Raw genomic sequence first — 23,490 nt, 5'->3', positions numbered from 1 at the left:
GCGGTTCATCCACCAACGGGGCACGCAACAACGGGTCACGGACGATGAGCGAGAGCGCGGCGCGTGAGGTGATGGTGGGCGAGGTGACCCTCGAGGAGATCGAGTTGGATCTGCTCCTCGAGGGGATCATGCGGCGCTACGGACTGGACTTCCGTGGTTACGCCCGTGCGTCCCTGAAGCGGCGGGTGTGGAACATGGTGCACGCCCAGAAGCTGGAGACCATCTCCGCGCTTCAGGCGCAGGTGCTGCACGACTCCTCGAAGATGGAGTTGTTGCTGCAGCACCTGTCGGTGAACACCACCACCATGTTCCGCGACCCGAGCTTCTTCGCGGCCTTCCGGGAGAAGGTGGTGCCGCACCTCTTCTCGGCCCCCTTCGTGCGCATCTGGCACGCGGGGTGCTCGACGGGGGAAGAGGTGTACTCACTGGCCATCCTCCTCATGGAGGCGGGCCTGTACGAGCGCAGCCGCATCTACGCCACGGACATGAACGCGTCCGTGGTGGAGCGGGCCAAGTCGGGCATCTTCCCGCTGGAGCACATGCGCGAGTACACCGCCAACTACCTGCGGGCCGGGGGCTCGGCGGCCTTCAGCGACTACTACACGGCCAACTACGACCACGCCATTTTCAAGGCCCCGCTGCGCAAGAACATCGTCTTCGCGCAGCACAACCTGGTGAGCGACGGCACCTTCAACGAGTTCAACGTCGTCCTGTGCCGCAACGTGCTCATCTACTTCGGCACGCAGCTGCAGGAGCGCGTGCACCGGCTGCTGCACCAGTCCCTGCGGCGCTTCGGCATCCTCGCCCTGGGGCGCGGCGAGACGCTGCGCCACACGGTGCTGGAGAACGACTACGACGAGGTGGATGCCCAGGAGCGCCTGTACCGGCGCCGCGCCTGAGCCCCCTGCCCTACTCCACGGGGCCGGGGAGGCGGTACAGCTCGTAGATGTCGCCGTGGTGCCGCAGGCCCATGGCCTCGCGCTGGACGATGAGGTACCAGCGCTGCTTCTCCGCCTCCGCGCGCAGCTCGCGGTGACGGGCCACGATGCGCTCCCTCGCCTGTCCGCTCAACCCCCACAGGGCCTTCTCCGTCTCCGCCAGTTCCACCAGCAGGGCCTCCAGCCGGGAAGCCACCCGCCGGAGCGCGGAGGCCTTCTCCGACTGCATTTCCACTTCGATGGCGAGGGGCGTGTCCGGGGACCTGGAGCGCGAGGACATGGAGCAGACCTAACCGCCACCTCCCGGGGCGGCAACCGCCGCCTCAGTGCGGGACCGGTGGCGTGGGTCCGGTGCGCTCCTCGGGAGGAAGCTGCTGCTCCACCTGCTTGCGAATGACGCGCTTGGTGGCGATCTCCTCCTCCTCCGTCCGCTGGCGCCTGCGCACCAGGCCCTGAGACTCGTCCACGAACCAGAAGAGCACCCGGAAGAAGGCCGCGATGACGGCGACGAAGATGGAGGAGAGGAACCAGCTCAGCACGCTCCCCAGCCAGCCCCCCACCACCACGCGGATGGGATAGGTGCCCGTGATCGGGACCAGGACGAAGGCCACATAGTGCGAGACGCAGTAGGGGCAGGAGACCAGGTAGCCGAACCACGTCTCCTTGCCGCCCAGACGCTCACGCAGGGGCGCGAAGATGCGCTCCTTGGCGATGGTCTGGGAGATTCCCATCACCACCGCGGCCACCGCGAAGAGCTGGAAGAGGTCCGTCATTCCCCCAAGGTGGTGATGCGCCGCGGTAACCGCCTGGGCCTCCAGTCCAGGTGTCCGGAGGACAGGCGGGCGAGGGACCAGGCGCCCCTCAGCGCGTCCGGCGCTCTGGGCGCTCGCGGGCCTCGGTCTGCTTGCGGCGTGAGGCCTCGGCGGCGGTCTCCGGAGGCACCAGCGCCTGCGGCCCTCGGCCGATGAGATCCTCCCGGCCCGCCAGCGTCAACGCCTCGCGCGCCAGCGGCCAGTGCTCGGGGTTCCAGTAGAGCAGCAGCGCCTTCTGCAGCCGCTTCTCCCTCAACCCCTTGGCCGTATAGACGGGCTCCATCTTCAAGGGGTCGTACCCCGAGTAGTACATGGCCGTGGCCATCGCCATGGGCGTGGGGATGAAATCCTGCACCTGGCGCGGGCGCTTGCCGTTCTTCTTCAGCCACAGCGCCAGCTCCACCATGTCCTCGAGTGTGGAACCCGGGTGGCCGCTGATGAAGTACGGGATGTCGTACTGCTCCTTGCCGGCCTCCTCGCTGGCACAGGCGAACATGTTCTGGAAGCGCTCGAAGCTCTCGATGCCGGGCTTCTTCATCTTCTCCAGCACCCGGGGCGACACGTGCTCGGGCGCCACCGAGAGCTGACCGCCCACGTGGTGCGCGGCGAGCTCCTTCACGTACTCGGGCGAGCGCTCGGCCAGGTCGTAGCGCACACCGCTGGCGATGAAGACGTGCTTGACGCCCGGCTCCTCGCGCACCTGCTTCATCAGGTCGATGAGCGGCCCGTGGTCCGTCTGGAGGTTCTCGCAAACGCCGGGGTGCACGCACGAGAGCTTGCGGCACTTGCTCTCGATGTCCGGGCTCTTGCACTTGAGCTTGTACATGTTGGCCGTGGGGCCACCGAGGTCCGTGATGGTGCCGCGGAAGTCCCCCATGCGCCGCAGGGCCCGCACCTCGCGCAACACGCTCTCCGCGCTGCGGCTCTGGATGACGCGGCCCTCGTGCTCGGTGATGGAGCAGAAGGAGCAGCCGCCGAAGCACCCGCGCATCAGCACGATGGAGTGCTTCACCGTCTCGTAGGCCGGGATGCGCTCCTTGTACATGGGGTGCGGGACACGGTTGAAGGACAGGTCGTACAGCTCGTCCATGGCCACCGTGTCGCTGCGCGCCTCGCCGTCATCCAGCGGCTGCGCCGGCGGGTTGAAGTAGACGGCGCGGTTGCCGTGCCGCTGCGCCAGGGGCCGCCCGTTGCCGGGGTTGGTCTCCATCTGGAAGTCGCGCGACATGCGGGCGAAGGCCAGCTTGTCCTCCACCACCTCCTCGTACGAGGGCAACACCACCACCTTGCGGTCCGCGGCCCGCTTCGCCGGGTCCGCCTCGTGCGCCTTCATCTCCGCGTCGTTGATGATGTACGCGGTGCCGCGCACGTCTCGGATGTCCTCCACCTTCTCGCCCCGGCGCATGCGGTCGGCGATCTCCCAGACGGGGCGCTCCCCCATGCCGAAGACGAGCAGGTCCGCCTTGGCGTCCATGAGGATGGAGCGGCGCACCTTGTCGCTCCAGTAGTCGTAGTGCGCGATGCGCCGCAGCGAGGCCTCGATGCCCCCGAGGACGATGGGCACGTCCGGGTACGCCTCGCGGCAGCGCTGGGCGTAGACGATGGTGGCGCGGTCCGGCCGGCAGTTGGTGCGCCCGCCCGGGCTGTACTGGTCCTCCGAGCGGTTCTTCTTCTGCGCGGTGAGCCGGTTGAGCATCGAGTCGAGGTTGCCGGCGGCCACCCCGAAGAAGAGCCTCGGCTTGCCGAGGGCCTTGAAGGGCTCGGCCGAGTGCCAGTCCGGCTGGGCGATGATGCCCACCTTGAAGCCACGGCCCTCGAGGAAGCGGGCAATGAGCACCGGGCCGAACGCGGGATGGTCCACGTACGCGTCCCCGGAGACGATGATGATGTCGAGCTGCTCCCAACCCCGGGCCTGCATGTCGGCGCGGGTGACGGGAAGGAACGGGTGCGAGTAGCGGGAGTGTGTGGCCATGGGTGTGCCCATCCCTCCCCTAACCGCTGGGGATGGCGCGATGCAAATGCCCGGTGTCCGAAAAAGCGCCGGGGCCCCCGTCAACCCGGGCGCCGGGCACCCGGCCCGACGAGCCCGTAGAGGGTACTCACGCCCATGCCCGCACAGACGGAGAGTGGGGGCAGGACGAGCAGCAGGTACTGGGCCCATTTGGTGGGCCAGAGCACCAGGAACACCAGGCCCACCCCGGCCCAGGCGGCCCAGACAGGGCGCTGGCGCAGCGTGGCACGCGCCCCGATGACGGCCAGGGGCAGCAGCACCCACTGCGTCGCCCCGGTGGCGAAGACGCCCGCGTGCCACTGCGTGGGGGTCGCGTGCGTCAGGTGGTAGAGCGGCTGGTACCAGGGCAGCGCGGAGCGCACCACGTGCTCACCGCGCGAGTAGTGCCAGTGGAACGTGAGGGACTCCCAGAGCCGCACCGGAGGGTTCGGCCAGAGGGCCGGTTGCGCGAGCAGGAACGTGGCCAGGGCCGGCAGGGCGAAGGCGGCCCAGACCCTGCCCCGTGCCCGTCCCTCCCGGACCAGGAACGGAAGGAACGCCAACCCGACCACCATGGCGTACGGGTACTTGCCGGCCGCCGCGAGCCCGAGCAGCACCCCCGAGAGCGCGAGCGGTCCGTCACGGAAGGGTGACTCCCGACCCGGCACCGCGTGCCCCCGGCGGGCGCGCTCGAAAGCCAGCACCGCGAGGATGGCGAAGAGGCCGGGCACTCCCTCCAGGTAGGCCTGGGAGGTGTACTTCGCGTGGTAGGAGTCGAACGCCAGCAGCAGCGCCCCCACCGGGTGGACCAGACCCGTGAGCGCGACCTGAAGGATTCCGGTGACTCCGGACAGCCAGCGCGTCAGCCGGAAGGTGGGCCGGGCGGGCTCCGGAATGGGCCGCCCCACGCGCACCGTCTTCCAGTCGGGCTCGGGAGTACCGGCCGCCAGCAGCTCCGAGGCGAACAGGAGCTTCACCAGCGGTGGGTGCTCGAAGTTCTCCCGGTAGCCCGCCACCTCGCTCCACTGGCCGCCAGACAGCATCCCCGCGTAGCGGTAGGCGATGGGCAGGTAGATGACCTCGTCGAAGTCCGGGGGCAGCCGCTCCACGGCCCGCGCGCGCTGCCACGTGGCCGCCAGGACGGCGAGGAGCAGGAGCACGAGGGCCAGGATGCGGTTGGACGACATGGCCGGCGCTGATAACACAGGTCCCCAACCATGACGCGCATGCACAAGACGATCGTCTTCGACCTCGACGGCACGTTGGTGGACTCGCTGCCGGACATCATCGCCAGCTTCAAGTACAGCCTGACGAGCCTGGGACTCCCGGCGCCCACGGACGCGGAGGTGCGCGCGCTCATCGGCCACCCCCTGGAGGAGATGTTCGAGCACTTCGCGCCCGGACAGGATGTCACGCGCCTGTGCTCCATCTACCGCGAGCACTACCCGCGCAACTTCGTCAACCGCTCGCGCCCCTTCCCCGGCGTCCTCGAGCTGCTGCGGACGCTGCGGGAGCGCGGCTACAAGCTGGCCATCGCCACCACCAAGCGCACCGACATGGCGCGGCGCTTCATCGAGGCGCTCGGGATGATGCCCATGGTGGACTACGTGCAGGGCACCGATGGCTTCCCCCACAAGCCCGCGCCGGACGTCATCCACCGCGCCCTGGGCGCGCTCGGCGCCGCCGAGGGCCTGTGGATGGTGGGAGACACCACCGCGGACATGCAGGCCGGGCGGGCCGCGGGGCTGCGCACCTACGGCGTCACCTGGGGCAACCACGACGCCGCGTTGCTCGCCACCGCCACTCCGGATGAAATCCAGCCCGACCTCGGGCGGCTGCTCCAGCACCTGCCCCCGCTCCCGCGCGCCTGACGAGCGATCCGGGTCGCCCGCTGTGCTATCCAGTGAGCATCACCAACCCGGAGGTTCCATATGGCTGGCAAGAAGCTGCTGATGCTGGTGGGCGACTACGTCGAGGACTACGAGGTGATGGTGCCGTTCCAGGCCCTTCAGGCCGTGGGACACACGGTCCACGCCGTCTGCCCGGACAAGAAGGCCGGTGACACCGTGCGCACCGCGGTGCACGACTTCGATGGCGCGCAGACGTACAGCGAGAAGCCGGGCCACAACTTCGCCGTCAACGCCACCTTCGCGGAGATCGAGGCCTCCCAGTACGACGGACTGGTGATTCCCGGCGGCCGCGCCCCCGAGTACCTGCGGCTCAACCCGAAGGTCCTCCAGGTGGTGCGCCACTTCGCCGAGGCGCGCAAGCCCATCGCCGCCGTCTGCCACGGGCTCCAGGTGCTCGCGGCGGCGGGCGTCCTCGAGGGCAAGCGCTGCACGGCCTACCCCGCCTGCGGCCCCGAGGTGACGCTCGCCAAGGGCACCTACGTGCAGGTCCCCGTGGATGACGCCGTCATCGACGGCAACCTCGTCACCGCTCCGGCCTGGCCCGCGCACCCGAAGTGGATCGCCGGCTTCCTCCAGGTGCTGGGCACGCGCATCCAGCACTGAGCCCGCGCTCGCACTCCCCGGCGGCCGAGCGCCGCCGGGGCTACCAGCTCCCGCTGGAGCCACTCCCCGACGAGCGCCCACCCGAGGAGCTGTCGCCCGAGGAACTCCCACTCGAGGAGCTCGATGAGGAGGAGCTCGACGAGGAGGAGCCGGAGTCACTGGAACGTGACGGAGACGGCCTCGTGAGCCGGGGGGTATGGCGGATGGTGGAGTGCTCGTGGTGGCAGTGCTCGCAGTGCGTCGTCACCCTCACCTTCCCGCCATGGTCGTAGTCGGCGTGGACGAGCGTGTCGCTCGTCGTCCTCGCCGTCACGTAGCGGCAGCTCCGGCAGCTCTCGTAGGAGGTGAGCCACTTGCTGTCGCGCTCGATGACCACGTCCCGGCACGACTCACACCACCAGACGGAATAGTCCACCGAGCGCAGTGCCTCCTCCCGGCGCTGGCCCGGGTCGAGGTACGCGTCGTCCGCCCGCTCATCGAGGCACACGCTGGCCCACTGGCAGCGCTGGCAACGGCGCGCGCCCGGAGGCAGCGGCTTCGTCGGCGTCTGGTGGACGGAGGAGCTCGCGTGGGAGCAGTGTTCGCACGTCAGCGTCACCTCCATCTCTCCGGTCGTGTTGTAGGTGGCCTCGATGAGGGTGCGGGTCGTCGTCCCCACCGTCACGTAGCCGCATTGTCCGCACGCCTGGTACTGGGAGGAGGACTTCGCCTGGCGTTGGAGCCGCACGTCCTCGCACGTCGCGCACCGCCAGACGTCGTAGTTCACCGAGTCGAGCCGCTCCTCGAGCCGCTGTCCCCCGTCGAGGTGTGCGTCATCATCGGACTCGCTCAACTTCTGCGAGGTCACGTAGTGGCACTTCTCGCATTCGCGATGCGGGGTGAAGAACCGCTCGAAGCGCCGGAGGGCGTCGAACTGGCAATCCGTGCTCCCGCACACCCAGACGTCGTAGCTCACCGAGCCGAGCTGCTCCTCGTTCCGCTGCCCCTCGTTCAGGTGGCGTGACTTGCGCGCGGGGTCCTTCACCTTCTGGCACCACTTCTTGCAGTTCGTGCAGCGTGGCGGGTAGTAGCGCCTCCCCGCCCGCCGCAGCGCGAGCAACCCCACTCCGCCCGAGCCCAACGTCGTGAACCACGGGAAGGACTCCTCTTCCGGAGGTGGTGGGGGGCTCTCGACGGTGACGGTCCGTGGCGGCTCGGGGACGGCGGGAGGCGTGGCCTTCACGGGCTCCGGCGCCGGAGGGGCTGGCGGCAGCCGCCTGAGCAGGTTGATGGCGGAGGCGGACAGCAGCTCGCGCCCCCCCTGGACTCCCTCCACAGCCGCCTTGTTCGTATCGCCTCGCTGGAGGGCGGGGAGGACTCGCCCGGTCATGAGCTCGTCGCCGCGCGCGAGGTCCTCGGGTTCATCCACCGCGCTTCCCAGGACGAGCTCCGCCTTCCGGTCCTTCGTCGAGATGAAGAGGAGCGCGCCGTTGCCCTTCCCGGGGTGGCCGATGTCCCAGTGCTCGAAGAGCTGCCTGGCGAAGGCGCGCACTTCTGGCTTGCGCACCTTGTCCACCACCACGACGTAGAGCTGCCCGTCCCCGGAGGCGTCGGCCTCACGGGCCAGCCTGTCCACCTCGGCACGCGTCTTCCTGGACAGGGCGCGCTTCCCATCCACCCACCAGGACCCCTTCGTGGGGCGGGGAATGGCCTTCACGGCCGCGTCCACCAGGAGCCTGACCGGAGCAGGAGGAGCAAGAGGAGCAGGAGACACCTCGGCCATCACGGGGCGGGTGGCCTTCGGGGTCGCGTTCAGGGGCGAGCGGGCCAGCAGCTCGCGCAGCCCCCGGGCTCCCTCCAGCACCGCCTCGTTCGGGTTCCCCCGCTTGAAGCCGGGGATGATTCGCCCGGACATGACGCGGTCGCTGCGATCGAGATCCTCGGGCGCGTCCACCCCGTCACCCAGGACGATCTCCGCCTTGCGATCGTTCAGGGCGACGAAGAGCAGCACGCCGTCGTCCCGGCCCCCATGGCCCATGCCCCAGTGGTTGAAGAGCCTCGTGGCGAACGCGTGCGGCTCCTCTCCACCGGTGGTGTCCACCATCACGACGTAGAGCTGGCCGTCGCCGGAGGCATCCGCCTCGCGGGCCAGCGCGTCCACCTGGGCACGGGTGTGGACGTTCAGGGTCCCCGTCGTGTCCACCCACCAGGAACCCGTCCCGGGCCTGGGAATGGACTCGATCGTGGCCCCGAAGGCCGAGGAACCCAGCAGGCAGAGCAACAGCGGCCACAGCAGCTTGCGCATGGAGGGGTAACACTAGCCCGCCCCGCCGCGAAGCCGCCATGCGCACACCTCACGCATGCCCGGTGGCTGACGAGTCCCCCTCGTGCGCGTGCGCCTTCTGCTCCCGGTACTCGGAGATGTGCTCGTAGACGCTCTCCGGGAACTGGAGATCCTTGTAGACGTTGCAGGCGTCCGGATCCTCCGCGTTGGGGCAGATGGGGAACTCCTGCTGCGCCTGGAACTGGAGCACCTTCTCGCGCCGGGGCGGGCTGTAGTCCCGCTGCTTCACCTGCTCGATGAGCGCGAGCGCCTGCCGCTCGTCACAGGCCGGATCCTGTATCAGCGTCTCGCGCAGTTCCTCCTCGTCCATGAAGTAGCGCGCCACCATCGCGAAGACGAGCCGGCCGAAGTGGCCGATGTCCTCGCCCGCGTCGAGCGAGTCCAGCAGGTGCGCCATCATCCCGTTCTTCCGGAGCGCCTCCCGTCCGCTGCTGCTCCGGCGCTGCTTGCTTGTGCGTGCCATCGATGAAGTCCTCTCGTGGAATCGTCCGAGCCGCGCTCAACTGAAAGCACGTTCAGCCGTTTCCTCGAAAGTAGGCACCCCGTGAGGCGTGGCCAGGGGGACACTGCGCATGGCGGGAGGGCGAGGAGACGGACCACGCCTCGGCCTGATGCTATGTCCCTGGACCATGCCCACCCTCTCCAGCCTGACCGAATCCCTCTCCCGTCTCGCCTCGGCCGAGACCCTGCGCCGCGCGTGGAGCCTGCTGCGCCACGCTCCCGGCGGTGGGGTCCTGATGGGGCAGATCCTCGGCAACCTCGCGCCCTATACCGGCACCATCCACCCGGAGGTGCTCACCCTGGAGGAGGGCTACGCCCGGGTGCGCATGCGCGACCGGCGCCGCGTCCGCAACCATCTGCGCTCGGTGCATGCCATCGCGTTGATGAACCTGGGAGAGGTGGCCACCGGCGTGGCGATGATGTCCGCCCTGCCCGAGGACATGCGCGGCATCATCACCCACCTGGAGATGGACTACCTGAAGAAGGCCCGGGGGCCCATCACCGCCGAGTGCCGCGCCCCCACCGCCGTGCCCGGTGAGCGGCGCGAGTACCACGTCCAGGCGGACCTCACCGATGAGCAAGGCGAGGTGGTGGCCCGGGCCCGCGCGCACTGGCTCATCGGCCCCGCCACGCACTGACCCGGGCTCCAGCGCCTCGACGATCAGTGACCCGCGTCCACCCCGGCATCGGCGGGCTGCGTGCCGGCATCCCCGCCGATCGTCCCGTCACAGGAATACGCCTCGCTGCCACCATCCGGCAGGTCCCTGACGCAGGGCTCGAGGTCGTAGCAGTGGTACGGGTCGTTGCTTCCCTCCGGCGGCGGCGCATCACACGGGGGCATGCCGTAGCAGGCCATCAGGGTGATGGCCGCCACGCCCGCGCCCGCCACACCGAGCAGGCCCTTGAGCAGCACGCCGCCGCGAGGCGCCGCCTCCGCCATCGGCGCACCGCAGTGCACGCACGCGGCACTCGCGGGGGGAACGAAACCACGACATTTCTGACAGGAAGAGAGAGCCATCATCGGAATGCCTCGAATCCAGCGGCCACCTGCATGGTAGCCGGGCGGGCCGGCCTGGAGCGAATCACGTGCCGCTCCCAACTCCCTGAAATGGCTGGGCTTTCCCGTTCATCCGCCCTGACATGTCTGTCAGGGGTGGGGGTTGCGCCCGCTTCTTGCTCCATCCGAACGTATGTCCATGTTGCGCCGACTCGATCCCACCCCATCGGACCACCACCCGGCCTACGTCGTCTGGGAGCTCACCCTCCGGTGTGATCAGCCCTGCACGCACTGCGGCTCGCGCGCGGGCACGCACCGCCCCGATGAGCTCTCCACCGAGGAGGCGCTCGGCGTGGTCCGGCAGCTCCGAGAGATGCGCGCCCGCGAGGTGGTGCTCATCGGTGGCGAGGCGTACCTGCACCCGGGCTTCCTCGACATCGTCCGCGCACTGAAGGAGGCGGGCATCCGCCCGGGGATGACCACCGGTGGCCGCGGCATCACCGAGGCCCTCGCCCGGCAGGTGGCCGACGCGGGCCTGTACGCGGCCTCCGTCAGCATCGACGGGTTGGAGCCCACGCACGACCTGATGCGCGCCGCGCCGGGCAGCTTCGCCTCGGCCACCGGGGCGCTGCGCTTCCTGAGCGCGGCGGGGGTGCGCGTAGCGGCCAACACCAACGTCAACCGGCTCAACCAGGCCGACCTGGAACCCCTCTATGAGCACCTCGAGGGGCTCGGCATCCGCGCCTGGCAGCTTCAGATCACCGCCCCGCTCGGACGCGCGGCCGACCGTCCGGCCATGCTGCTCCAGCCGTGGGATTTGATCGACCTGCTCCCCCGCATCGCGGCCCTGAAGACGCGCGCCTTCGAGGACGGCATCACCCTCATGCCCGGCAACAACCTGGGGTACTTCGGGCCCGAGGAGGGACTGCTGCGCTCACCGCGTCCCGACGCCGGGGACCACTGGCGGGGCTGCATGGCCGGACGGTACGTGATGGGCATCGAGTCCAATGGCGCCGTGAAGGGCTGCCCCTCCCTCCAGACGGCGCACTACGTGGGCGGCAACCTGCGCCAGCAGCCGCTGCGCGACATCTGGGAGAACTCCCGGGAGCTCACCTTCACGCGCACGCGCACCGTGGACGACCTCTGGGGCTTCTGCCGAACCTGCCCCTTCGCGGCGGCGTGCATGGCCGGGTGCAGCTTCACCGCGCACTCGCTGTTCGGCAGGCCGGGCAACAACCCCTACTGTCACTATCGCGCACGGACCCTGGCGAAGCAGGGCCTGCGCGAGCGCCTCACCCCGAAGGCACCCGCACCCGGCCAGCCCTTCGACAACGGACTGTTCGAGCTCGTCGTCGAGCCGCTCGATGCCCCGGACCCGCGCCCGCCCACGCCCCGAGAGTTGGTGAAGAAACGAAAGTGGCTGGACGTTGGAACGCCTTGAAGCATCCGGGGCATGCTGGCCCCTCTCACAGCCGGCGCAGGAGATTCCCATGGCTTCCCCCGTGTTCGGATTCGCCGATCTCCACTGCCACGTGATGGCCCACCTGGGCTTCGGCGGACATGTGCTCGCCGGGTTCCCGGATGGGAAGATGGAGCAGGCGCTCGCCCGATGTGACATCCACCTCCACGGCAAGTGGGGCCTGGGGAACTTCGGGAAGAACTGGCCCCTGGTGCAGGCCTTCATCGAGGGTGGCGTGGGCCACGGCCCCTGCGGCCACGGCACCTATGCCGACTGGCCACACTTCAACAGCCTGGTGCACCAGCAGGTCTTCGTGGACTGGCTCCAGCGGGCCCATGCCGGAGGGCTGCGGCTGCTGTGCAGCGTGGCCGTCAACAACGAGCTGCTGGCCGAGGAGTTCCACCACCCCGACAGGGACCAGAGCTCCATCGAGAAGCAGATGCGTGAGCTGCGCCGCTTCACCGAGCGGCACTCGGGCTGGATGGGGCTGGCGCTGAGCGCCTCGGAGGCCCGCCGGCTCATCGCGTCCGGCAAGCTGGCCGTGGTGGCCGGCGTGGAGGTGGACTCGATGGACAGCCTCCTGGGTGACCGCGAGCTGCTCAACACGCAGGCCCTCCCCCAGGAACGGCTGCCCCTCATCCTCCGGTGGCTCCGGGACCAGGGCTTCCGGATGATCACCCCGCTGCACCTGGCCAACAACAGCTTCGGCGGCGCCGCCGTCTACGACGACAAGTTCAACCTGTTGAACCACTTCCTGCGGGGGCGCTTCTTCGACGTCCAGGGCAACCCCAGCGTGGGCTTCCGGCTCGGACAGGACCTGGAGACGCAGACCAAGATGGTCATCGCCTTCTACGAGCTGTCGCGCCGGGCACACTACCCGCACGGCTATGCCCTCAACGCCCCGGGCCAGGGCCACGTCAACCAGCTCGGCCTCACGCCCACGGGAGAGAGCTTCCTGCGCGAGGCCATGCGCCAGGGCTTCATCCTCGACGTGGAGCACATGTCCGAGCGCTGCACCGACTCGGTCCTCGGCCTGGCGGAGCAGGCGGGCTACCCCGTCGTCGCCTCGCACTGCGCCTTCCGCGAGCAGGCCCTGGCACCCCAGGACACGAGCATCAAGGCCAAGCGCGCCAGCGAGTACCAGAAGACGCGCGAGCAGGCCCGGCGCATCCTCGCGCTGGGCGGACTGCTGGCCCCCATCACCAACCAGCACGAGCTGAAGGACCTCCCCGGCTGCACGGTGGAGAACGACTGCGCGCGCTCCTCCAAGACGTGGGCCCAGTCCTATCAGTACGCCCTGTCCCTGCTGCGCGAGGTGGGCGCCGGCGGCGTGGCCCTGGGCACCGACTTCAACGGCCTCAACCAGCAGCCGGGTCCCCGCTACGGGCCCAACGCCGCCTACGGGCTGAAGGGTGACGAGGCACGAGAGAAGCGGCGGCCCGTCCAGCAGCGGCGCCAGCTCGACAAGCCCCGACTGCCCTACGCGGGCACCATGTACCGCTCGGACGCGCCCTTCGTGAAGGCACGGGCCAACACGCGCGAGTTCGACTTCAACACCGATGGGCTGGCCCACATCGGCCTGCTGCCGGACTTCATCCGCGACCTCGTCCACGTGGGCATGACGGATGCGCAGATGGATCCGCTCTTCTCCTCGGCCGAGGCCTTCCTCCGCATGTGGGAGGCCTGCGAGGCCCGCTCCGTGGCCCTCCTCGGTGGCGAGCCACCCGCGCCCAAGCCGGCCGCCCCCTCCACGCCCCGTCCCGGCCCTCGCGTGAAACCGCCACGCTGAGCTCCGGGAGGTTCCCGTCCAGCTATGCTGGGCGCCGTGTCCACCCAACGGAAGACGCGAGACTGGCGCGGTTGGCTCTATGGCAGCCTGCCACTGCTGTTCCTGTACGGACCGGTGTTTGCCCACGAGTTGCACGAACAGTACGAAGCAGCGAAGAGGCGACACGACGGGCCGTTCACACTGATCGGAATCAGCCACTACACCCCGTTTTTGGAACAGCTCCTCCTGGGATGGCTGCGCTTCACCCCGGTGCTCCTGGCGGTGATCTTCTACCGCTGGGGCAAGCACCAGCGGCCCGCCTTGAAGTCGTCCTCGCTGTTGATCGGGCTGCCCTGGCTCCTGTGCTCGCTGTACCTCTGCCTCCAGCTCAAGTACGGCGTCGTGGGCCTCATGGTGACCGTGGGGCTCCCCGAATCGATGGGGACGCTGGCGGTGGGAATGGCGTCGCTCATGGGCGTCCGCTTCATCGTCATCCTCGGCAGCATGCTGCTGCTCGGCTCGCTCATCCTGGCACTGATTCTCGATGTGGCCGGAGTGGGGCTCGTTCCCGAGCCATCCGGAGAATCCCCGGGCCCCCGCCCGGAGGACGCTGGCACCAGGCGCCTGGGTGGACTCTGCCTGGCCGGTCTCGTGGTCAGCGGGCTTTGCGCCAGCCTCGCCTCGAGCACCGCGTTCGACCTCCTCGCCAACATCGCCCAGTCGAACCTGGAGACATGGGATTCCACGAACGATGTGCTCGCGGAACGGTGGTCCCTGCTCCATCTGCTCCGCCAGGCCGCGCTCGCCGTGGCGCTGCTGTCCTCGTGCTTCTGGCTCCTCCGTGGCCTTCGTGCTCCACGGGCGCCTCCCGTGAGCCTTGTCACCCGGGGGTTCGTGCTCGCCGTCATCGTGAGCGCACACGGCGTGGACCGGATGGCAGAGCGCTTCATCTTCCGGGAGGTGGAGCGCTCCGGCGGTATCGGCGGAGATGACGCCCATGTCGCGACCCTGCTCCAGGCCGAGGTTCCCAACCCGGCATACGTCCCCCCACCGGCGCTCATCGCCCACCCGGATGGACTGTCCTCACCCCACGGTCCCCGGGTGGCCTGGAGCGAGGGCACCGAGGCCCTCGCCCGGGTGCTGGAGGCCCAGCACCGGGACATGACGTTCTTCGCTCTCAGCGGACGGGTCACCCCGCCCACCTGGGTCCCAGTGGCGCTCCAGGAGGAATTGCCAGTCCAGGCGCTGGCCTCGCTGCTCACGGCGGCCAGGCACATCGGCCTCGAGTCACTCGAGCTCGCGGTGGGTCCCGGCCACCAGCCCCCCGCCTCGACGAAGGCAGCCCTCCGGCGGGTGGGTCCAGAGGTCGCGCTCCTGTTCTCCGCCGCCCTTCCCACGGTCTCGTTGAAGGTGGGCACCCAGGACTGCGACACGTCCTCTCCCGAGAAGGAAACATGGCTCGAGCTCGGCCCTCGGCGTTCGCTGTCCCCGAGGACGGGCACCGACAAGCCCGAGACCGGAACGGAGATGGGGGGCCTGGCGTTCTGGCGGGGCAATCGCATGCAATGCGTCCGCGTCTGGATGAAGGTGGGCACGGAGGTCGCGGATCTGCTGTGGCTGCTCGGGCGCGCTCGAAGCAATGGGAAGGCCCTCATCGAGCTCGAGGCCGACGCCCAGTCTCGTGGGGAATAGGAAAAACCGTCGGGTGTCTTGGAGAGCTACCGAGGGGGCGGGCCGTTCGTGGCCCGATCGCTTCCCTTCCCGGTCACCCCTCGACTCCCGACCATGAGCACTTCCCGAAGGCAATTCCTGCAGTACCTCCTGGCCGCGAGCGCGTTGACGGCATGCGCGCCCGGCATGCGGGCCTCGTCCGGTGAGGGCCGCGCCTCCTCCAAGAAGAAGATCCTCGTCCTCGGTGGCACGGGCTTCCTCGGGCCGGCGTTCGTCACCGCCGCCCAGGCGCGCGGACACTCGCTGACGCTCTTCAACCGCGGCAAGACGCGGCCACACCTGTTCCCGGACACGGAGAAGCTGCAAGGAGACCGGGACCCGAACAAGGGCGAGGGCCTGAAGGCGCTCGCGGGCCGTTCCTTCGACGCGGTCCTCGACACCTCCGGTTACTACCCGCGCATGGTCCGGGCCTCCGCCGAGCTGCTGGCCCCCAACGTCGGGCAGTACGTCTTCATCTCCAGCGTCTCCGCGTACGCGAAGAACGACACGCCCCACGCGGACGAGACCGCCGCGACCGCGACGCTCGCGGACCCCACCGTCGAGACGATGGGCAAGAACTACGAGAACTTCGGCGGACTCAAGCGCGCGTGCGAGGAGGCCGTCGAGAAGACGCTGCCCGGCCGCGCCACCCTCGTCCGCCCCGGCTACATCGTCGGCCCCGAGGATGGTTCGGACCGCTACTCGTACTTCCCCCGGCGTTTCGAGCAGGGCGGCGAGATGCTCGCCCCGGGCAGCCCGTCGGATCCGCTGCAGATCATCGACGTGCGCGACCTGGCCGAGTGGCTCGTGCTGATGATCGAGAACAACACCACCGGCACCTTCAACGCCGTGGGGCCGGAGAAGCCCTGGAGCATGGGGGAGATGTTCGCCGCGTGCAGGGAGGTGACGGGCAAGGACACGAAGCTCACCTGGGTGCCCGGTGAGTTCCTCCTGAAGAATGGCGAGGACGGCGAGGGCGACCTGCCCATCTGGGCTCCGGCCTTCGGGGCCTACGCGGGCATGCACCTGCGCAGCAATGCCCGGGCGGTACGGGCCGGATTGAAGCTCCGCTCGCCGGTCATCACCACCCGGGACGCGCTCGCCTGGTTCAAGAGCCAACCCCAGGAGCGCCGCGACAAGCCGCGTGCCGGACTTTCCCCTGAACGGGAGGCCGAGTTGCTCTCGCTCTGGGCCAAGGTACAGGGCCAGCAGGGATAGGCTCGCATCTCCGTCCCGAGGAGGAGACGGGCGGCGGAGCGCTCGTTGCCGCCCCGTGAGCGGACATCACCTTTGCGCAAGCCCATTTCCGCAGGGAGAACGCGCATGGCGAACACCGACGTCGAGACGCTCAACTCCTTCCTTCGTGGCGAGATCTCCGCCGTGGAGACCTACCGTCAGGCCATCGGCCACGTGTCGGACGAGAAGATCCGCGGCCAGTTGGAAGACTGCCTGCATGACCACGAGCACCGCGTGGATACCCTCCGTGAGCGCATCGAGAAGCTCGGAGGCACCCCCGCCGGAGGCTCGGGCATCTGGGGCACCTTCTCGAAGCTGATCCAGGCGGGCGCCGATTTTCTCGGGGAGAAGGCAGCCGTGCAGGCGCTCGAGGAGGGCGAGGACCACGGCCTCGCGGACTACCAGCGCGACCTGGACAAGACCCACGGCGAGGCCCGCCGCCTGGTCCGCATGGAGTTGCTGCCCGCGCAGAAGCGCACCCATGAGCGGCTGAGCCGCCTCAAGAAGACGATCCACTGACGGAGGAAGGGCGTGGACGTGACCATGCGGCCCACGCCATTCCCAGGAGTGTCAGCACCGTGAGGAGCGCCGCCGGACGCGCTCCTCGCGAGGGCCCGAAGCGCAGCTCCACCTCGCCCGGCGCCGCGCGCAGCTTCATCAGCCGTGCGTCCTCGACGAGCGCGGGCTCGAGCGGCACCTCACGTCCCTCCCGGGTCGCACGCCATTCGGGGGCCCAGCCCATCCACAGCAAGACGTCGGTGGGCTCGGGCCCGGTGATGCGCAGGCGCACCGCCTCGTCCTCCCAGGACAGCACCTCCACCCGCGCTCCGGGCGTCCCGGTGACGACGCGCGGGAGGGGTTGGAGCTCCCGCAGTTCGAACCGCCCCCACCGCGCGAGCACCGGCAGGCCCGCCAGCGACGCATCGGCCGGGGCGTCCATCAGCACCGCCGTCACTCCCAGGTGTCCCAGCATCACCGGGTCCGTGGTGCTGAACTTGCCGCCGAAGACGGTGGCCGGCGTGTAGCCCACCTTGAAGAAGGGGCGCTCCACCCAGGACACCGCGAGCATCAGGCAGTGGCGGTGGGGAGAGGGAGTGTAGAGCGCCAGGCGACCCTCCCCCATTCGCGGGAGGGTCTCCCGCAGCAGTTGCTCGAGCCCGGCCTCCTCCTCGGCCGTGTAGCACTGGAACTGCTTGGGTGGCTCCGAGGTGCCCCTTGGAGGATCTCCCCCTCGAAGACGCCACGTCACCACGCCCGCGCACGCCAGGAGCCCCAACGCCCCCGCGCTCCTCCACTGGCGCGCGCGCAGCGTGGCGAACAGCTCGCGCACGGTCAGCACGGCGAGCCCCACGAGAAACAGGCGCCCCACCGCCCGGAAGCGCACCACCTGTAGCCCCTCGATCGTCCGGTTCTTCTCCAGCCCCAGGAGGCGGTACGGCCCGTCCGTCGTCAGCAGCAACGCGCCCCAGGTGGCGAGCACGAGCCAGCGCCCGCGCGCGCCTCCCTTCAACCACGCGACCCCCGACCCCACCACGGCCAACGGCCCCACCCAACCCGGCAGCCCCGGCACGAGCTCGCCGCCCCAGATTCCGCTCCACAGCCTCGCCAGGGATTGAGGCGGCGACCCCACGTGCTCGGCCTGCCCACCCCGGAGGAGGAACGGGACGAGCCACCACGCCGCCAGACCCAGGCCGATGGCGGACACGGCCAGCCACCGCCGCGGGGCACGGAGTCCGCCTCCGGCCTCCTTCCAGAAGAGGGCCACCAGCGGCGCGGCCAGCGGGAAGAAGAGGACGAGCGCGAAGGGGTGCGCCAGCAGGCCCAGGCCCAGCAATACCCCCGGAACGAGGGCCTCGCGGCGCCCTCCCCCCACCAGGTACTCCGGCAGCCGCGCGAGCGCCGCCAGCACCAGGGCCACGGACGCGCCGAACGGCCAGACGCCCATGTCGAGGTACCAGTGCCGGCCACCCGCGTACGTGCCGCCCTTGTCCACGAAGAGGCAGAGGCCCAGCGCCCCCAGCGCCCAGAGCGGGCCGAGCACCGGGCGCAGCAGCAGGAACAGCGCCAGCGCGAAGCCCCCGAGGAACACCAGGAGGACGGCCGAGTACGTCCCATCCCAGCCCAGGAGGCCCCCGGTGAGCAGGTGGAGCGCGGGCACGGTGAGGTTGACGAGCGGCGGGTAGAAGGCGTTGGCCGGATGTCCCGCGAACTGGAAGTCGCTCCAGCCCACCAGGCGCCCGGAGCGCAACAGGAGCCCCGTCTCCACCGCGTTGGCCAGGTGGACGTTGTGGTCGGCCGAGTGCGGTGGCTCCCCCACCCACGCCGAGGGCCACAGCAACGTCCCGAGCAACACGGCCACCAGCGGCGCCCACCGTCCGGCGCCCGCCTCGTTCCTTCCCATGGGCGCCATGTACACTACATCCCATGGAGAGCCACCAGCCCAAGGTCTGCCCCCGCTGTGGAGAGCCCCGCATCCTCGCGCCGGAGTGCCCGAGGTGCGGCGTCCTCTACGCCAAGGCGGAAGCGCGGGCCGCACAACTCGCCGCGAAGGCCGCGCTCCCGGTGCCCGTCGTGGAGGAGCCCCAGGCGCTTCCCGCCCTCGCCTTCCCCGAGCCCGAGCGCCCTCCCCACCTCCCGCCGGAGACCCTCTCCTGGAGGGGAGATCTCGACGACGCCCGGGACGAGCTGCGGCTGCACCGGTTCGCCCTCCCCGTGGCGCTGGCCGTGGCCTGGCTGCTCATGCAGTCGCCCCTGCTGCGCGCGCTGCTCCGCACCTTCCTGTCCATGTGGATCCACGAGCTGGGGCACGCCGTCTGCGCCTGGTTCAGCGGCTTTCCCGCCATCCCCGGGCCCTGGTTCACCCCCATCTGGAGGGAGCGCTCCAGCGTCGTCTTCGTGTTGCTGGCCGCCTCGCTCGGAGCGCTCATCTTCCGCGGTTATCTCACCCAGCGCCGGCTCCTGATGATCGCCGGAGCCACGGGGCTCGTCCTGCAGCTCGTGTGCACCGTGGGGTTCTCCGTCTCCACGGCCAGACAGTTCTTCACCTTCGGCGGCGATGGGGGCTGTCTGGTCATCGGCAGCCTCCTGATGGCGACCCTCTACGCGCCCAGGGACTCCGCCCTCCGCCGGGGCTGGCTGCACTGGGGCTACCTGGTCATCGGCGCCGTGTCCTTCATGGACGCCTTCACCGAGTGGTGGGCCGCCCGAAGCAACCTCGAGCTCATTCCCTTCGGCATGAACGAGGGCTCCGGACTGTCCGATCCCTCCGTGCTCGCCGACACCTACGGCTGGAGCGAGATGGACCTCGTCCGCCGCTACACCTGGCTGGGGCTGGCCTGCCTGGCGGTGCTGGCCGTCGTCTACGTGGTGGGGCTGAGGCGGACCCGCGCCGCGCTGCGCGCGCTGGAGCGCCAGCAGGGCGCCTGAGCACCGGCGTCCTCGTCATCCTCATGCGTCACCACTGGCCCAACGTGGTGCGGCTGCTGAGCCACTTCCAGTGGCCGGAGCACCCGTAAGGGGCAGGAGTGTCCGTGGGCATATGGCGCGGGGACGCGCGCACTGTATCGTTTCGCACCTCAGCCCCGGTGCCGCTCGGCGATGCGGTAGAGGTAGGTGAGGGAGTAGTCCAGGAGCGACTGTCGCGAGCGCATGTAGTTGCGGGCCCGAACGAAGGGAAGCCACACGCGGTTGCCCACGAGTACCTGGGCCTCCTCGAGCTTCTGGCGCGGTATCCACCTGCCGCCAAGGTTGCGCACCAGTACCTCGCCCAGGTACGCGCCAATGGCGGGCACCGCGTGTTCGTCGATGACTTCCCGCAGGCGGCTCTTCGGGAATTCCTCGCGCCAGAAGTAGAAGTCGGCATCCGTGAGCGACTCTGGCGTGGCCTCGAAGACGGAGGGCACCTCCGTGTGCAGCAGCGCCACGAGGTGCTCGGCAAGGGTGCTGTAATGCTTGCGAGCGCTCTCCATGTCCTCCACGTCCGGAGGCAGGGCGGAGTCGGCGGGGCGCCACTCCTCGGGCTCGGGTGGTTGCCACGCGCTGAGCTCGGCAATCCTGCGCTGGCGCTCGTAACTCGCAGCGCGGTCCACCACACGCGAAAGGAGCGGAGCCAGGTCCGGGTGGAAGCGGGGCTCCACGGGAGCGAGCATGGCACTCCGCTCATGCAAGGTGCGCAGCACGGCGTCGAAGTCGAGGTCTGGCCGGAGGTGGGCGTGGGCGCGGGCCTGCGCGAGCCTGGCCTCCCTGCTCGCGAAATCCGCCGCGCTGGGCCACGTCACCAGCAGGACAGAGCCGGAAGGGAGTTCCTCCACACGATGGGCTGGAGTGGACAGCATGCGCTCGCGACCGACAGTCTCCACCAACTTCGGACCAAAGACGTTGAGCCAGCACACCTCGTAGATTTTGTCGAAACCGTCTCTGTATTCAGTTTCATCGTCACGGCCGAAATTGGGAGCGCCCGCCAATGCTCTGTCATCGGTACTGTGGGCCATGGCATAGGTTACGGGGTAGCGAGAGGCCCAGGCGCGCACCAGTTCCACGAAGTGGTGACAGCGCTCCGCTTCCGCGAAGAAAGAGAGCGGCTTCACCGTGAGCATGATGCCCAGGTCGGGAGCTCGCGGTGGGAGCCAAAGCCTGAGCCACATGTCCAACGCGGGCCACTCCGTCCGGTAGAGCCCGAGGTCCGCTCTGTTCCCATCGCGGTCCTCTTCCAGGGACTTCCAGACGGCGGCACGGGCGTACTTGCGTTGCCGCTTGCCTTTGACAACGTCCGGCATCCACCCGTCGGCGTACTCCTCGAGCGCCTGAAGAACCGGCGCCAGCTCGCGCTCCAGTGCCGCTTGTGGACTGAAGGCACCGTCGAAGGTTAGCAGGAGGCTGTCCTCCGGCTTCAAATCGTGCACGCTCAGCACCTTCATTGGAACAACACCCCCACTCCCGGAACGGCTTTCTTGGTTTCGTTCACGGCTGTCCTCAAGGCGTCTACAGCCGTGGGCTTGAGTGCGCCTCCCTCGTAGATGAGGCAGACCCGCTGGACGGGCACCTCGCCAGCCGCGCCGAAAAGACGTTGGAGAGAGTCGCGGCGGATGTCCAGCGTCTCTCCGTACTTCCGCAGAGCTTCCCTGGCGTCCTCGATCATCTGCGCTGCCACTGCTTTGCTGTCTAGTTCCGAGAAGTTGCGGCTCTTGAAGCTGAACGTTTCCACGCGCCGTGGCTGCCCGCCAACTCCCCCCTCTTCGATGACGAGCACGTCCGCGTAGCGGAGGCCGGGGCCCGACTTCCTCACGCCCACCTGCGTTTCAATGCGGGGCCTGTCGAAGTCCCCGAGGAAGCGGCGCTGGGCCCGAGGCTTCTCCGCGTCAGCCTTCAACAGCTTCACCATGTCGCGCTCGAAGGCCATCCCCCGGGCAAACCACGCGCGCATCCGCTCGTAGGGCTCCCACTTGAGGGGGCCCTCGGTGGCCGTGCCCTCCTTCACCTCTTTCAAGCGCTTCTCGTAGTAGTCGACGTACTCGCGCCAGCGCGGATTGCCACGGGCCTCGGGCGGGGCGGCGTCGATGGAGGGTTGGTGCTGCTTCAGCACCTTCGCGTCCTTGGGTAGGCGCGGGCCCGTGGCCTCCAGCTCCACCGCCGCGAGCTTCGCCTCCACCACCTCCCGCGTATGGCCTACGCCCTCGTCCACCAGCGAGGCCAGGGTGCCCTGACGCTCCGTGGCGGGGGCCTTCATAGGAGAGGGGCGTGTGGCCTCGTCGGCCGCGGCGGCGGCTTCTCCAGCGCCGGCCGCTTCACCGCCATTCACGGCTGGGGAGCCCGTGGCCCCGGGCCTGGCCTTGGACATGAGCGGGCGGGCCTTGGCCACATTCCCCCGCGCTTCGTATAGCGCCAGCGCGGCGTCCATCCCCCCCACGGCTACGAAGCGGCCCGCCTCACGACTGGCCTGTATGTACCGGGCCAGCTCTCGCAGGCCCTCCACGCCCGCGCCCAGCCGTGCTTGCAGCTCCCGCGTCCTCTCCGCGAGGAGACTCACTCGCACCCGCACCGTCTCGAGTCCCCGCTGGAGTCCGGCTCCTCCTCCCCGGGCTTCGTAGAGCGTGCGCACGCCCTTGCCACCCACATACAGGGTTGCCAGCAGCGCGACGGGCGTCAGCTCGCGCATGGCCTGCTCGTACTCGCCCCGCGAGAGCGAATACAGCCCGTGGCCCGTACCCGCCCCGAGGTAGTAGAAGCCGAGCGGCACGCCAAAGGTGAGGTGGTCCACGCTGCCCAGCACCACGTTGCCCGCCGAGTAGTGCTGCTTCGCCACCTCTCGTTCCACCTCGTCGAGGTCCTCCTGGTAGGACGGGGGGAGCTGGCCTCGTTGCCGGGTGTAGTGGGTGTACCAGGCATTCTTCTCCTGCTCATGGGTGAGCAGCTCGGTGACAGCGCGACCAGCCCCCCGCATCAGGTCTCCGGGTTGGAAGTCCCTGTCCGGACGGGCCGAGAGCTTCAGGCTCCGCGCGTCCAACTCCGCACGGGCCCTGGGCATCAGCCCCAGCGTGGTGTCCAGCCACTTGTCCCGCGCCAGCCAGAAGAGAATCTCCCGCAGCTCATCGTCATGGGCCGAGTCGAGGAGGAAGCGGACGAACACTTCGGCATGGGCGACTCCATACTTGTCCGTGGCATGGAGGATGAACGCGAGACGCTTGCGGTTGAGAATGCCGGCCGCGTCCTCTCGCACGGGTCCCAGAGAGCCGAGTCGCACGGCATCCCAGTCCGTCAGCGACTCCACCAGCCGAGGCATGTCCACGCGCTCCTGGAGCGTGACGTATTCCGCGGGCGAGGTGCACGTGAGGAAGGGGGCGAGGAGTGCTTCGCTGTCGCCGGCGGAGAAGTCGGGCCAGCCTGGGGGCACGGCCTGCCCTCCGCACGAGGGCGACTCATGAGGGGCACCCGAGCTCGCCAGGGCAGCGTCCGGGCCCAGTCCGCGGGCGCTGCGGCGGCTGTGCAGCCGCTCCTGCTCACCCGGCTCGGCGGAGAGGGCGCGCTCGCCCAGCTCGGTAGACGCAATAAAGGAGGGCACCTCGAACGGGGACGCAGTGGCCGCCGTGTCTCGCAATGTGGAAAGGGTGCGCGGGCCCTCCACGGTGCTGCCGCCCTGTCGCGGCGCCAGCGTCACGCAGCCGGTGGAGAGCAGCACAGCCCCCAGCAGCGCCGCCCACCTGAGCGCCCGGGCTTCAGAGCGCATTGTCCACCCCCACCCCCAGGC

20 protein-coding genes are annotated in these 23,490 nt (G+C 69.4%); 10 read left to right on the top strand and 10 right to left on the bottom strand.

Annotated elements, in window-relative coordinates:
* The first annotated feature begins 44 nt into the window (after window positions 1–44).
* Window positions 45–899: a CheR family methyltransferase gene (locus tag NR810_RS17990; protein ID WP_257453938.1), complete on the top strand. Its 855-nt coding sequence runs from the start codon at window positions 45–47 to the stop codon at window positions 897–899.
* A 10-nt stretch (window positions 900–909) separates the two neighbouring features.
* Here NR810_RS17990 and NR810_RS17985 read toward each other — a convergent pair whose 3' ends face one another.
* The 4 genes from NR810_RS17985 to NR810_RS17970 form a co-directional block, all read right to left on the bottom strand.
* A complete protein-coding gene (locus NR810_RS17985) occupies window positions 910–1,218 on the bottom strand; it encodes a hypothetical protein (protein WP_257453937.1) in 309 nt (102 codons plus the stop codon).
* Between the two features lie 43 nt (window positions 1,219–1,261).
* Window positions 1,262–1,711 carry a hypothetical protein gene (locus NR810_RS17980; RefSeq protein WP_257453936.1) on the bottom strand — a complete coding sequence of 150 codons (450 nt, stop codon included), beginning with the start codon at window positions 1,709–1,711 and terminating at the stop codon, window positions 1,262–1,264.
* A gap of 88 nt (window positions 1,712–1,799) precedes the next feature.
* Window positions 1,800–3,722 carry a YgiQ family radical SAM protein gene (locus NR810_RS17975; protein ID WP_257453934.1) on the bottom strand — a complete coding sequence of 641 codons (1,923 nt, stop codon included), beginning with the start codon at window positions 3,720–3,722 and terminating at the stop codon, window positions 1,800–1,802.
* Window positions 3,723–3,802: 80 nt separating this feature from the next.
* Window positions 3,803–4,927, bottom strand: a complete 1,125-nt coding sequence (locus tag NR810_RS17970; RefSeq protein WP_257453933.1) for a hypothetical protein — start codon at window positions 4,925–4,927, stop codon at window positions 3,803–3,805.
* 30 nt (window positions 4,928–4,957) lie between these two features.
* Between NR810_RS17970 and NR810_RS17965 the strand changes: the two genes are divergently transcribed.
* The gene (locus NR810_RS17965) at window positions 4,958–5,611 is read left to right on the top strand and encodes an HAD family hydrolase (protein ID WP_257453931.1); all 654 of its coding nucleotides are present in this window, start codon (window positions 4,958–4,960) and stop codon (window positions 5,609–5,611) included.
* A gap of 60 nt (window positions 5,612–5,671) precedes the next feature.
* A complete protein-coding gene (locus NR810_RS17960; protein WP_257453930.1) occupies window positions 5,672–6,253 on the top strand; it encodes a DJ-1/PfpI family protein in 582 nt (193 codons plus the stop codon).
* Window positions 6,254–6,293: 40 nt separating this feature from the next.
* On the opposite strand, the gene NR810_RS17955 is transcribed toward NR810_RS17960, so the two are convergent.
* Both NR810_RS17955 and NR810_RS17950 read right to left on the bottom strand, forming a co-directional pair.
* Complete coding sequence (locus NR810_RS17955; RefSeq protein ID WP_257453928.1) at window positions 6,294–8,537, bottom strand: TPM domain-containing protein; 2,244 nt, start codon at window positions 8,535–8,537, stop codon at window positions 6,294–6,296.
* 49 nt (window positions 8,538–8,586) lie between these two features.
* Window positions 8,587–9,039: a hypothetical protein gene (locus NR810_RS17950; RefSeq protein ID WP_257453927.1), complete on the bottom strand. Its 453-nt coding sequence runs from the start codon at window positions 9,037–9,039 to the stop codon at window positions 8,587–8,589.
* Between the two features lie 166 nt (window positions 9,040–9,205).
* Between NR810_RS17950 and NR810_RS17945 the strand changes: the two genes are divergently transcribed.
* The gene (locus tag NR810_RS17945) at window positions 9,206–9,715 is read left to right on the top strand and encodes a DUF4442 domain-containing protein (RefSeq protein ID WP_257453925.1); all 510 of its coding nucleotides are present in this window, start codon (window positions 9,206–9,208) and stop codon (window positions 9,713–9,715) included.
* A gap of 23 nt (window positions 9,716–9,738) precedes the next feature.
* On the opposite strand, the gene NR810_RS17940 is transcribed toward NR810_RS17945, so the two are convergent.
* Window positions 9,739–10,098, bottom strand: a complete 360-nt coding sequence (locus NR810_RS17940) for a hypothetical protein (RefSeq protein WP_257453923.1) — start codon at window positions 10,096–10,098, stop codon at window positions 9,739–9,741.
* Between the two features lie 175 nt (window positions 10,099–10,273).
* On the opposite strand from NR810_RS17940, the gene NR810_RS17935 reads away from it, so the two are divergent.
* The 5 genes from NR810_RS17935 (at window position 10,274) to NR810_RS17915 (ending at window position 16,766) form a co-directional block, all read left to right on the top strand.
* Entirely contained in the window at window positions 10,274–11,515 is a 1,242-nt protein-coding gene (locus NR810_RS17935) for a radical SAM/SPASM domain-containing protein (RefSeq protein WP_257453921.1), read from the top strand.
* A gap of 49 nt (window positions 11,516–11,564) precedes the next feature.
* A complete protein-coding gene (locus tag NR810_RS17930) occupies window positions 11,565–13,322 on the top strand; it encodes a dipeptidase (RefSeq protein WP_257453919.1) in 1,758 nt (585 codons plus the stop codon).
* Window positions 13,323–13,358: 36 nt separating this feature from the next.
* A complete protein-coding gene (locus NR810_RS17925; protein WP_257453917.1) occupies window positions 13,359–14,993 on the top strand; it encodes a hypothetical protein in 1,635 nt (544 codons plus the stop codon).
* Between the two features lie 93 nt (window positions 14,994–15,086).
* Window positions 15,087–16,229 (top strand): SDR family oxidoreductase, encoded by a 1,143-nt coding sequence (locus NR810_RS17920; RefSeq protein ID WP_257453915.1) that lies wholly within the window; start codon window positions 15,087–15,089, stop codon window positions 16,227–16,229.
* 105 nt (window positions 16,230–16,334) lie between these two features.
* Window positions 16,335–16,766 carry a PA2169 family four-helix-bundle protein gene (locus NR810_RS17915; RefSeq protein WP_257453912.1) on the top strand — a complete coding sequence of 144 codons (432 nt, stop codon included), beginning with the start codon at window positions 16,335–16,337 and terminating at the stop codon, window positions 16,764–16,766.
* Here NR810_RS17915 and NR810_RS17910 read toward each other — a convergent pair.
* On the bottom strand, window positions 16,747–18,657 hold the full coding sequence (locus NR810_RS17910; protein ID WP_257453910.1) for a hypothetical protein: 1,911 nt from the start codon (window positions 18,655–18,657) through the stop codon (window positions 16,747–16,749). The genes NR810_RS17915 and NR810_RS17910 overlap by 20 nt on opposite strands.
* A 14-nt stretch (window positions 18,658–18,671) precedes the next feature.
* Here NR810_RS17910 and NR810_RS17905 point away from each other — a divergent pair, with 14 nt between their 5' ends.
* Window positions 18,672–19,673, top strand: a complete 1,002-nt coding sequence (locus tag NR810_RS17905; RefSeq protein WP_257453909.1) for a hypothetical protein — start codon at window positions 18,672–18,674, stop codon at window positions 19,671–19,673.
* A gap of 149 nt (window positions 19,674–19,822) precedes the next feature.
* On the opposite strand, the gene NR810_RS17900 is transcribed toward NR810_RS17905, so the two are convergent.
* Window positions 19,823–21,163 (bottom strand): hypothetical protein, encoded by a 1,341-nt coding sequence (locus tag NR810_RS17900; protein ID WP_257453907.1) that lies wholly within the window; start codon window positions 21,161–21,163, stop codon window positions 19,823–19,825.
* On the bottom strand, window positions 21,160–23,469 hold the full coding sequence (locus tag NR810_RS17895; protein WP_257453906.1) for a hypothetical protein: 2,310 nt from the start codon (window positions 23,467–23,469) through the stop codon (window positions 21,160–21,162). Before NR810_RS17895 ends, NR810_RS17900 begins: the two co-directional genes overlap by 4 nt.
* Window positions 23,470–23,490: the final 21 nt, after the last annotated feature.

The sequence above is a fragment of the Archangium lipolyticum genome (genome assembly GCF_024623785.1).
Taxonomy (GTDB): domain Bacteria; phylum Myxococcota; class Myxococcia; order Myxococcales; family Myxococcaceae; genus Archangium; species Archangium lipolyticum.
This window is presented reverse-complemented; position numbering and strand designations above follow the sequence as displayed.